Source organism: Agrobacterium sp. 22-221-1 (assembly GCF_053522445.1).
Genome location: NZ_JBNWCL010000004.1, coordinates 356,068 through 367,177, shown reverse-complemented (window position 1 = coordinate 367,177; position 11,110 = coordinate 356,068). Strand labels below are relative to the sequence as shown.

General features: G+C 59.6%; 8 protein-coding genes. 4 read left to right on the top strand and 4 right to left on the bottom strand.

Annotation, left to right across the window (positions count from 1 at the left end):
* Positions 1-384 precede the first annotated feature (384 nt).
* From hrpB to ACQZ5N_RS09070, 3 genes are all read left to right on the top strand, one after another.
* Positions 385-2,871 (top strand): ATP-dependent helicase HrpB, encoded by a 2,487-nt coding sequence (gene hrpB, locus ACQZ5N_RS09080; protein ID WP_448732724.1) that lies wholly within the window; start codon positions 385-387, stop codon positions 2,869-2,871.
* Positions 2,872-2,900: 29 nt separating this feature from the next.
* Positions 2,901-4,208 carry a two-component system sensor histidine kinase ActS gene (actS, locus tag ACQZ5N_RS09075; protein WP_448732732.1) on the top strand — a complete coding sequence of 436 codons (1,308 nt, stop codon included), beginning with the start codon at positions 2,901-2,903 and terminating at the stop codon, positions 4,206-4,208.
* Positions 4,209-4,281: 73 nt separating this feature from the next.
* Positions 4,282-4,869 carry an ActR/PrrA/RegA family redox response regulator transcription factor gene (locus ACQZ5N_RS09070; RefSeq protein ID WP_149741945.1) on the top strand — a complete coding sequence of 196 codons (588 nt, stop codon included), beginning with the start codon at positions 4,282-4,284 and terminating at the stop codon, positions 4,867-4,869.
* Positions 4,870-4,875: 6 nt separating this feature from the next.
* Here ACQZ5N_RS09070 and ACQZ5N_RS09065 read toward each other — a convergent pair whose 3' ends face one another.
* Complete coding sequence (locus tag ACQZ5N_RS09065; protein ID WP_004444350.1) at positions 4,876-5,361, bottom strand: MmcB family DNA repair protein; 486 nt, start codon at positions 5,359-5,361, stop codon at positions 4,876-4,878.
* Between the two features lie 183 nt (positions 5,362-5,544).
* On the opposite strand from ACQZ5N_RS09065, the gene ACQZ5N_RS09060 reads away from it, so the two are divergent.
* Positions 5,545-6,258: a L,D-transpeptidase gene (locus ACQZ5N_RS09060; protein ID WP_448732723.1), complete on the top strand. Its 714-nt coding sequence runs from the start codon at positions 5,545-5,547 to the stop codon at positions 6,256-6,258.
* A gap of 77 nt (positions 6,259-6,335) precedes the next feature.
* Here the strand turns inward: ACQZ5N_RS09060 and ACQZ5N_RS09055 are convergent, their stop codons facing one another.
* From ACQZ5N_RS09055 to hslU, 3 genes are all read right to left on the bottom strand, one after another.
* A complete protein-coding gene (locus ACQZ5N_RS09055) occupies positions 6,336-8,504 on the bottom strand; it encodes a malate synthase G (protein WP_448732722.1) in 2,169 nt (722 codons plus the stop codon).
* A gap of 119 nt (positions 8,505-8,623) precedes the next feature.
* The gene (locus tag ACQZ5N_RS09050) at positions 8,624-9,589 is read right to left on the bottom strand and encodes a DUF1402 family protein (protein WP_448732721.1); all 966 of its coding nucleotides are present in this window, start codon (positions 9,587-9,589) and stop codon (positions 8,624-8,626) included.
* Positions 9,590-9,788: 199 nt separating this feature from the next.
* The gene (gene hslU, locus ACQZ5N_RS09045) at positions 9,789-11,096 is read right to left on the bottom strand and encodes an ATP-dependent protease ATPase subunit HslU (protein WP_003521199.1); all 1,308 of its coding nucleotides are present in this window, start codon (positions 11,094-11,096) and stop codon (positions 9,789-9,791) included.
* Positions 11,097-11,110 lie beyond the last annotated feature (14 nt).

The window sequence follows — 11,110 nt, the reverse complement described above, 5'->3', positions numbered from 1 at the left end:
AACTTGATTTCTTAAGAACGAAAGTCGCCGTCGCCAGCAGCGCCGCCGCCCTCGTTCAGTGAGCGGACTTATAAATCCACCCAACCAAACAAGTCAACACACCCTTCGTCAAAAAACTGACATTTTTATCAAACAATTGATTTTATTAGGTAGTTTCGTGAATTGAAGCGAAAACAGGCGAAAGAGACGGAATCTTCCGACGTTTCGCCACACGCCCAATGCCTGCCCTCCGGTCCTGACTGCAAATAGCGCGCAAGGAACCGCAACTTTGACGATGGAGCATTTGCCTGCTCCTTACATACGGCTGTCAAAGTGCGGGACCGTGCATTAGAAACGGCATATGAGACGCTTAAACATCACCCCAGATGCCGCAGGCCTGTTTGCATGACCAGAATGCCCGTACCTATAAAGACCGAGTTGCCCGAACTTCCCGTTAGTGCCGTTCTCGGCGATATCGCCGAGGCTCTGGCCGGGGCGAAGCGCGCAGTTCTTTCTGCTCCACCGGGCGCGGGTAAAACGACGCTCGTGCCGCTTCATCTTTTGCAGCAGGACTGGCGGGGTGACGGCAAGATCATTCTTCTCGAGCCCCGCCGGCTTGCCGCCCGTGCCGCAGCCGGGCGCATGGCCGAGCTGCTTCACGAGGATGTCGGGCAAACCGTCGGCTATCGTATGCGGCTCGACAATCGCGTCTCCTCGAAAACCCGCATAGAGGTGGTGACCGAAGGCGTGTTTGCCCGGATGGTCCTGGACGACCCTGAACTTGCCGGCGTTTCGACGGTGATTTTCGACGAGTTTCACGAGCGTTCGCTCGACGGCGATTTCGGACTGGCGCTTGCGCTCGACGTGCAGGGTGGGTTGCGGGACGATCTGCGTATCCTCGTCATGTCCGCCACTCTCGATGTCGAACGCATCAGCACGCTCATGGCAGGCGCCCCGGTCATTCAGAGCCTTGGGCGGACGTTTCCAATCGACGTCCGTTATGAGGATCGTTGGCAGGGCGCGCCGATTGAAGAGAAAGTCACCAAGGCGATCACTGAGGCGCATGGATCGGAAACCGGCTCCATCCTCGCCTTTCTACCGGGACAGGCGGAAATTACCCGAACGGCCACGCGGCTGGAGGGACGTTTTCCCGCAGATACGGATATCATCCCGCTTTACGGCAACCTTTCGCAGAAAGAGCAGGATGCGGCGATAAAGCCGGCGCCGGCCGGACGGCGCAAGATCGTGCTGGCCACCTCAATCGCGGAGACCTCGATTACCATCGATGGCGTGCGTGTGGTGATCGACAGCGGATTGCAGCGACTACCTGTCTTCGAGCCGGCAACTGGAATCACGAGACTGGAGACAGTGCGGGTGTCGCGCGCTTCCGCCGACCAGCGGGCGGGTCGCGCCGGGCGAACAGAACCCGGTGTTGCGATCCGCCTGTGGCATTCGGGGCAGACGGCGGCGCTCAACGCCTTTACACCACCGCAAATTCTGGCGAGCGATCTAGCCGGCCTTGCGCTCGATCTCGCCCATTGGGGTGTTCAGGATCCCTCTTCTCTTGCCTTTCTGGATATGCCCCCCGAAGCCGCACTGAAAGAATCGGTGATGCTTCTCAAAAATCTGGGCGCGCTCGACAAAGGCGGAGCGCTGACGCAGCGCGGTCATCTGATGCGCGGCCTTTCATTGCCGCCACGGCTGGCGGCCATGGTGATTGCGGCGGCAAGCGAAGGCGCGGGGAAAAAGGCGGCGATGCTCGCCGTCATGCTGACGGAACAGGGGCTCGGCGGAAACGATATCGATCTCGATGAACGGCTGCGACGCTTTCTCTCCGACAGGAGCGAAAGGGCACAGGCGGCGCGCAAGCTGGCATCGAGGCTGTTCGACGCGATCAGCGATAAGACGGCGGCAACCGAGTTGCCGAGTGAGGCCGGGCCGCTGCTGCTGCATGCCTATCCGGACAGGATCGCGCTTCAGCGTGGCGCGCGGGGACGTTATGTGATGGCCAACGGGCGTGGCGCAGAGCTTGCCGAGACAGAACGGCTGGCGGCGAGCAAAATGCTGGTGGTTGCCGATATTACGGGGCGAGCGGCGCAGCCGCGCATCCTTGCGGCGGCAGGCATAGAGAGGAGCGATGTAGAAGAGCGGATGCCGCACCTCGTCGTTCAGCAGGACCAGCTGCTTTTCGACAAGGCGAGCGGCCAGGCGCGCGCGCGAAAGGTGACGCGGCTTGGCGCCATCATCCTCGATGAGACACCCCTGCCCCGTCCCGAGGGCGAACAGGCGGCACAGGCGCTCGCCAATGGCGTTCGGGAATTCGGCATCGGCATACTTCCTTTTTCGAAAGAGACGCTGCAGTTGCGCGACAGGATCGGCTTTCTGAACGCCAATATCGGGGAGCCCTGGCCGGATGTCAGCGACGAGGCGTTGCTTTCCAGGCTGGACGAATGGTTCGTCCCTTTTCAGAACGGTGCGCGCAGCCTGCAGGACATCCGGCCCGGCAGCCTCTCCGAAGGGATACTGTCTCTGGTGCCGCATGAAGTAGCGCGCGATCTCGCCAAGTTGGCGCCGACGCATTTCGAAGCACCGACGGGCCAGCGGCATCCCATTCGTTACGACGCCAGCGAACCGACGCTTTCCATTCGCGTGCAGGAACTTTTCGGGCTGAGAGCCCACCCGTCCATTGCGCAGGGGCGGTTGCCGCTGCTGCTGGAATTGACCTCGCCAGCGCACAGGCCGATACAGACGACGCGCGATCTTCCTGGTTTTTGGTCGGGGTCCTGGAAGGATGTGCGGGCGGATATGCGGGGACGTTATCCACGCCATCCATGGCCGGAAGACCCGGCATCGGCCCTGCCGACAAGCCGTGCAAAACCGCGCGGGACGTGACGATGATGAACAGGGTAAAGGAGATGACGGTGGCTGGCCATTCTATCGAAACCACGAGGCTCGGCCGTGCCAGCCGCAGGATAAGGCTGCAGACCATCGTCTGGCTGCGCTGGCTGGCGGTTGTGGGACAGACGGCAACGATCCTGCTTGTCGCCTTCGGGCTCAATTTCCCCCTGCCGCTTCTGGCCTGCGGCCTTCTGATCGCGGCACTCGCTCTTGCAAATCTGTTTCTTACCGCCCGTTTTCCCTCCACCTATCGGCTGGAACCCTGGGAAGCGACATTGCTGCTGGCCTTCGACCTGCTGCAATTGACGGCGCTCATTTACATCACCGGCGGACTTTCCAATCCCTTCGCGCCGCTGATCTGCGTGCAGGTCATCATTGCCTTTGCCTCCCAGCCGTTGCGACATTCGCTCATTCTCCTCGGCTTTGCCGTCATCTGCTCGACCGCGATCGCCTTTTCGCCCTTTCCGGTTCCGTGGTATCCCGGCGAGGTTTTGCCGATCCAGCTTCTGCTGCATGTCGGCACCTGGGTCGCCATCATCGCCACAACCTCGTTTGCGGCCTTTTACGCCTATCGCGTTTCGCATGAGGCAAACCAGCTGGCGGATGCGCTGGCTGCAACCGAGCTCGTGCTGGAGCGGGAAAAACATCTCTCGCAGCTGGATGGGCTCGCGGCGGCGGCCGCGCATGAGCTGGGCACGCCGCTCGCGACCATCAGTGTCGTCGCGAAGGAGATGGAGCGGGAACTCGGAAACGACGAAAAATTTGGCGAGGATATAGCCCTGCTGCGCAGCCAGAGTGAAAGATGCCGTGACATTCTGCGCCGCCTCACCTCGCTTTCCGCCGACAATGAGGAGCACATGCGCCGCCTGCCGCTCTCCTCGCTGATCGAGGAGGTGATGGCGCCACACCGGGAATTCGGCATCCGCTTCGAACTCGTTGAAAAGAACAATCGCGCCGATGAGCCGGTCGGTATCCGCAATGCCGGCATCATCTACGGTCTTGGCAACCTCATTGAAAACGGCGTGGATTATGCGCGGGAAAAGGTGACCGTGACGGTGGATTACGATCAACAGAACGTCGCCGTCATCATTGAAGACGATGGGCCGGGTTATGCCCATGACGTGCTTGCCCGTATCGGCGAGCCCTATGTGACCGAACGTCACAATGACACCCGGGCGGGCGGGCTCGGACTCGGGCTTTTCATCGCCAAGACCCTGCTGGAGCGCTCCGGCGCCACCGTCACCTTTGAAAATCGCGGCACGAGCGGAACCGGAGCGCGGGTCACAATCGTCTGGCCTCGGGCGCTTATGGACGATAAAAGAAGCCGTTGACTTTACCATCCACGTTGAAGCGGCGATAAGAAGAAGAAAACCAAGCCGACGAAGTTGCCGGAAGGCCGGAAACATGAAGACAGAAGACCAGAACAACTCCACCAGCGCGCCAACGGACGACATCGACCCGATCGGACCCGACAGATCGCTGCTGATCGTCGATGATGACGGCCCGTTTCTGCGCCGGCTTGCCCGGGCAATGGAAACACGCGGCTTTACCGTCGACACCGCCGAGACCGTCAGCGACGGCATTGCCCGCTCCAGGGCTGCACCGCCGAAATATGCGGTTGTCGATCTGAGGCTTGCGGATGGCAACGGTCTGGAAGTCATCGAGGCCATCAGGCAGAACCGGGACGATACGCAGATCGTCGTTCTGACCGGCTACGGTAATATCGCAACCGCCGTTACCGCCGTGAAACTCGGGGCGCTGGACTATCTGGCCAAGCCCGCCGATGCGGACGATGTGTTCAATGCGCTGACGCAGCGCAAGGGCGAAAAGACCGAAGTTCCGGAAAACCCGATGTCGGCAGACCGAGTTCGGTGGGAGCATATTCAGCGTGTCTATGAAATGTGCGAGCGCAACGTTTCGGAAACCGCCCGCCGGCTGAACATGCACCGGCGAACGCTGCAGCGCATTCTCGCCAAGCGCGCCCCCAAATAACCGAAGTCATTCTCCGAAGCTGCGCCCAGTTGTCCATTCAGCCAGCATCAGCCGGGTCGCAGCGGTTCGCGAGAAATCCAGCATCACCGACTTGCGGGTTGCGGGCGGCAATTTATGCTCCGGCGCATCGCGCAGCATATGGGCGCCATATCCATCCGACAGGATCAGCCCGCATTCCTCCGGGAATATGTCGGTCGGCACTTCAGGATGGGTGGCGAAGAACAGCCGGTCGCAATGCAGGCGGTATTCCGGCCATTTGCGATCGACACGGAAATCCTCGATGGAGGATTTGATCTCTATGATCCAGATTTCACCCTTGACCGACAGGCTGATGAGATCTGCCCGTCTCCCGCTTGCAAGCGGCAGTTCGGGCAGCACCGAATGGCGCATTTCGTGCAGAAGCACCTGAACGCCGCGGCGCACCAGCATCGCTTTGTCCGACTGGCGGCCGTCTATTAACGGATTATTGTTGGTAACGGAAAGAATAGTCATGGATAAAGACTGCTGAAGCGTTTGGCCTATTGTTGCAAAAAGGCAATCAACCGGCAATTTTAGATGCCCGACCGTTTCGCGGCGGCGCAACGGCTTGCCAAGAGCGGCTGAATGGAAAATAACCGATTTATCCAATTAAGCCTACTCTTTCGCACAATTTGGCGAATTTTCCGCGAGAACGACATGCGCATCCGTACCCCATTGACCGCACTCGGTCTGACGGCAGCACTGGCTCTGGCCGGCTGCGCCGAAACTACCTCCCAATCCTCCGCTCCGACCTCCGGCAAGATCGCAGCGTCTGTACCAGTTGCTGACCCCGTTCCGGCGAAGGTCGAAACGGTCCAGATCTTCAACGATGTTTACGGTCCCGTGACCGATGCGGGCTATGCGCTGCCGGCTATTCCGATCAATCGTGTGAATGAGAAGTACCGCCGTCAGATCGTCGAATTCCAGACATCCGAACGCGCCGGCACCATCATCGTCAATACGCGTGAGCGTTACCTCTATTACATCCTCTCCGGCAACCGCGCGGTTCGCTACGGCATCGGCGTCGGCAAGGCAGGTTTCGCCTGGGCCGGGGAGGCCTATGTCGCCTGGAAGCAGGAATGGCCGATGTGGCATCCGCCGAAAGAAATGGCGGACCGTAAGCCGGAAGTCGCCAAATATGTCGAGGCTGGCATGGGTCCGGGTCTTACCAACCCGCTCGGCGCGCGCGCCATGTATCTCTTCAATGAAAAGGGACAGGACACGCTGTTCCGCATCCATGGTTCGCCCGAATGGGCCTCGATCGGCACCGCCGCCTCGTCCGGCTGCATCCGCATGATCAACCAGGACGTCATCGACCTTTACAGCCGCGTTCGTCCCGGCCGCAGCACCAAGGTCGTCGTGATCCAGTAAAGATCACATACCAGACAAGAAAAAGCCGCCGTGGATTTCCCCGGCGGCTTTTTTGTTTCTCAGGACTGCTGACGGCTTCAGGCCGCCTGCTTGGCCTTCAGTTCCAGACGACGGCGGTGCAGAACCGGCTCGGTGTAGCCGTTCGGTTGTTCACGGCCCTTCAGCACCAGTTCGACAGCCGCCTGAAATGCGACCGATCCGTCGAAGTCGGGTGCCATCGGCAGATAGGCCGGATCGTCGGCATTCTGCGCGTCGACCACGGCGGCCATGCGCTTCATGGTCTCGACGATCTGTTCCTCTGTCACCACGCCATGGCGCAGCCAGTTCGCCATATGCTGCGCGGAGATGCGCAGCGTGGCGCGGTCTTCCATCAGCCCGACATTGTTGATATCGGGCACCTTGGAGCAACCAACGCCCTGATCCACCCAGCGCACGACATATCCGAGAATGCCCTGCGCATTATTGTCGAGTTCGCGCTGGATTTCTTCCGGCGTCCAGTTGGGACGCGGCGCGACCGGCACCGACAGAATATCGGCAAGCTTCGCACGGCCGCGGCTTTTCAAACCTTCCTGAACGGCAGCGACATCGACCTTGTGATAATGCGTGGCATGCAGCGTCGCCGCCGTCGGCGACGGCACCCAGGCCGTATTGGCGCCGGCCTTCGGATGCGCGATCTTCTGCTCCAGCATAGCCGCCATCAAATCCGGCATCGCCCACATGCCCTTGCCGATCTGCGCATGGCCGGAAAGGCCGCATTCGAGGCCGATATCGACGTTCCAGTTCTCGTAAGCCGCGATCCATGCCGCCTGCTTCATGTCGCCCTTGCGGATCATCGGACCCGCCTCCATCGAGGTGTGGATTTCGTCACCGGTACGGTCGAGGAAGCCCGTATTGATGAAGACGACGCGATCCTTCGCGGCGCGAATACTTTCCTTGAGGTTGACCGTGGTGCGGCGCTCCTCATCCATGATGCCCATTTTCATAGTGTTCGGCGCCATGCCGACAAGCTTTTCGACCCGGCTGAAAATTTCGTTGGCGAAGGCCACTTCCTCCGGCCCGTGCATCTTCGGCTTGACCACATACATGGAGCCGGCGCGGGAATTCTGACGTCGCCCCGATGGACCGACATCATAGAGGGCGATCAACGCCGTGACGACGGCATCCATGATGCCTTCGGGAACCTCCCGACCGTCCCTGTCAAGGATCGCCGGATTGGTCATCAGATGACCGACATTGCGCACCAGCATCAGGGAACGGCCCGGTAGTGTGAGCGCGGAACCGCTGGGAGCGGTATAATAACGATCCGGGTTGAGGCTGCGGGTAAAGGTCTTGCCGCCCTTGGAGACTTCTTCGGTCAGGTCGCCGCGCATCAGGCCAAGCCAGTTGCCATAAACCAGCACCTTGTCTTCAGCGTCGACGGCGGCAACCGAATCTTCGCAATCCATGATGGTCGTGAGCGCGGATTCGAGAATGACATCCGAGATTCCCGCCTTGTCGCCCTTGCCGATTTCGGTCGTGGGATCGATGACGATTTCAGTGTGCAAACCATTCTTGCCGAGCAGGATCGTTGCAGGCTTTGCCGCTTCGCCGCTGAAACCCTTGAACTGGGCTGCATCCTCGAGGCCAGTCCTGGCGTCGCCGATGGCAAGCTGCAACAGGCCATCCTCGATCTTGAAACCGGTCACCTCGGACCAGCTTCTCGTTGCCAGCGGCGCGGATTCATCGAGGAAGTTTCGCGCCCAGGCAATGACCTTTTCACCGCGCTTCGGATTGTACCCCCTGCCCTTCTCCGCACCATCGGCGTCAGAAATAGCATCCGTGCCGTAAAGCGCGTCGTAGAGCGAACCCCAGCGGGCATTGGCCGCATTCAGCGCATAACGCGCATTCATGACCGGGACGACGAGCTGCGGGCCGGCGACGGCGGCGATTTCAGGGTCGACATTGCTGGTTTCCACCTGGAAGCCGGGACCTTCCGGCAGCAGATAGCCGATTTCCTTCAGAAAGCCCTCATAGGCGTCAAAATCCGCCGGCGCGCCATTCTGCCGATACCAGCCATCCAGCTTTTCCTGCAGGGCGTCACGCTTTGCCAGCAATTCGCGGTTCTTCGGAGAAAGCTCGTGAACAATGGTGGAAAAACCTTCGAAGAACGCCTCGCTGTCCAGACCCGTGCCGGGCAGGACGTCGTCAGTCAAAAAGGCATAAAGCCTGTCATCGATGGAAAGACCGAATTTATTCGTGCGGCTCACATGCGCCTCCTCTATTCTGGAGGCACAGATTGGACGCGGAGACGGCCGCTCGTCAATTGCGGCGGACAGCCAAATATTATTTCCGTTTTGGAAACAATGCGGGTGATAGTCGCCTTTTTCTACAAAAGCGCCTGCAAATCCTTGATGCGGTCATTCACCAGCCAGCCGTAATAATTTTCCTCCGGCAATAAGGGCTGTTCCCCGCCTGCGGCGCGCTGGCGGTTCTTCTGCGCAAGCGCAGCGGCACGCTGCTGCGACCCGCCGACATTATAAAGCGTGGAGGTCACACCCGGATTTTTCGAAATATCCATGTCGGCAATAGATTTATAGTCGTCGATGGACTTGCGGATGGAAGCCGCCATGAAAGCAAGCGACCGGTCAGGGTCCATGATGGCGGTGTAGACAGCAGTGGCGTCGTTCTCATCCAGCTTCTCATAGCCCGAAGTTCTCGACACCATATCGGACAACATCAGCGCGGTCAGCGGGTTGATCTGGCCGAGGCCGAAGGTCTGGCCGGCATAGAAGGGCTGGAAAAACACAGCACTGAAACGGTTGTTCGGATAGGCGACACCATCCACCGTCTTGCCGCGGAAACTGTCTTCCCAGACATCTTCCCGACAGTTCCAGAGGCTGTAGGAATCCCTCTTCGGCTGGCATTTGGCGAATTGCGAATGGGCGAGAAACTGCGCGATGGTTTCGTCCTTGTAGCCAAAACGGAAGCTGTTGCCCGCGTAAGAAGCCGCCTTGACGTAATAGGACTGCAGCCGGTCATAGGCGTCGACATTATAGGTATGTTCGCCAACGATCGCGCCGATCATATGGATCGGATCGATGCCGTAGCGCCCGGCCGTCGACTTGATCTTGGCGATCAGCGCCTTGTCGGAGGACAAAAGATCGATGACCTTCTGGTATTTGCGCTCGAAAGAGGTGTTGGACGCTTTTGTTCTTTTTGCAGAAGCGCCGGGAACGCCGGGCTGTTCGGCATTGCGATTGCCTGGCGGAACGACCGTCGCGGCTTCGACGTAAGAAGACGCGGTGACGGTGAACGTCAAAGCAGCGGCAAATGCCAGAAGAGTTTTGCGCACGAGCGAATGCCTTTTCTCAAGCCTGCGGCTTCCGCCAGCGAAAGGTGCTGGGAAAACCGGATCATTCCACTAAAGCGGTTCCAACCGGAATGCAGCCCTTCCCATAAACAAAATGCGGGCTGAATGCGAGACAAGGCGGATAAAATAAAAGAGTGCGGCAAATATGGCCGCACTCTTCTTTCTTGGATCCCTGAAATCTTCAGAGAATATACCGGGACAAATCCGTATCGGCGGCGAGATCGCCGACATGTTTGCGGACATATTCCTGATCAATCTTGACGGCGGAACCGCCGCGATCCGGCGCATTGAAGGAAATCTCGTCCAGAACCCGCTCCATCACCGTCTGCAGACGGCGCGCACCGATATTCTCGACCGACGAATTGAGATGAACAGCCACATCGGCCAGGGCATCGATTGCATCATCGGTGAAATCGAGGTCGAGTTCTTCCGTCGCCATCAGCGCCTTGTACTGGCGGATGAGGCTTGCTTCCGTCTCCGTCAGGATGCGGCGGAAATCTTCCTTTGTCAGCGGCTTCAGCTCGACGCGGATCGGCAGACGGCCCTGAAGTTCGGGCAGGAGGTCCGAAGGCTTCGCCACATGGAAGGCGCCCGATGCGATGAAGAGAACGTGGTCGGTCTTCACCGGCCCGTATTTCGTCGAAACCGTCGTGCCTTCAACCAGCGGCAGCAAATCGCGCTGCACGCCTTCGCGCGAGACGCCGGCGCCCATGCCGCCGTCACGGGCGGCGATCTTGTCGATTTCGTCGAGGAAGACGATGCCGTCATTTTCCACCGACTTCACCGCCTCGCGCTGGATCATTTCATTGTCGAGCAGCTTGTCGGATTCATCGCGGATCAGATCGGCATAGGATTTCGATACAGTGGTGCGCACTTTCTTGGTGCGTCCGCCCATGGCCTTGCCGAACATTTCCGACAGGTTGAGAACGCCGATATTGGCGCCCGGCATGCCGGGAATTTCGAAACCGGGCATGCCCGATCCGCTATCCGCCACTTCGATATCGATTTCCTTGTCGTCCAGTTCGCCGTCGCGCAGCTTCTTGCGGAAGCTTTCACGCGTGCCGGGCGAGGCGGTTGCGCCAACCAGCGCATCGAGCACCCGCTCCTCGGCGCTCTGGTGCGCCTTGGCCTGTACTTCGGCGCGCTTCTTTTCACGCACGAGGCCGATGCCGATCTCGACCAGATCGCGGATGATCTGTTCGACATCGCGGCCGACATAACCGACTTCGGTGAATTTTGTCGCCTCGACCTTGATGAAGGGCGCACCCGCCAGTTTCGCGAGGCGGCGCGAAATCTCCGTCTTGCCGACACCGGTCGGCCCGATCATGAGAATATTTTTCGGCATGACTTCGTCGCGCAGGCTCTCATCGAGCTGCTGGCGGCGCCAGCGGTTACGCAGCGCAATCGCCACCGCACGTTTGGCCTCATGCTGGCCGATGATGAAGCGGTCGAGTTCCGAGACGATTTCCCGGGGAGAAAAAGTGGTCATTCTATCCTCTCGGC

Bases quoted from the DNA above. Each gene is read 5' to 3' on its own strand.
- ACQZ5N_RS09065 (WP_004444350.1), bottom strand. From the start codon at position 5,361: ATGACTATTCTTTCCGTTACCAACAATAATCCGTTAATAGACGGCCGC.
- hslU (WP_003521199.1), bottom strand. From the start codon at position 11,096: ATGACCACTTTTTCTCCCCGGGAAATCGTCTCGGAACTCGACCGCTTC.
- ACQZ5N_RS09070 (WP_149741945.1), top strand. From the start codon at position 4,282: ATGAAGACAGAAGACCAGAACAACTCCACCAGCGCGCCAACGGACGAC.
- ACQZ5N_RS09060 (WP_448732723.1), top strand. From the start codon at position 5,545: ATGCGCATCCGTACCCCATTGACCGCACTCGGTCTGACGGCAGCACTG.
- hrpB (WP_448732724.1), top strand. From the start codon at position 385: ATGACCAGAATGCCCGTACCTATAAAGACCGAGTTGCCCGAACTTCCC.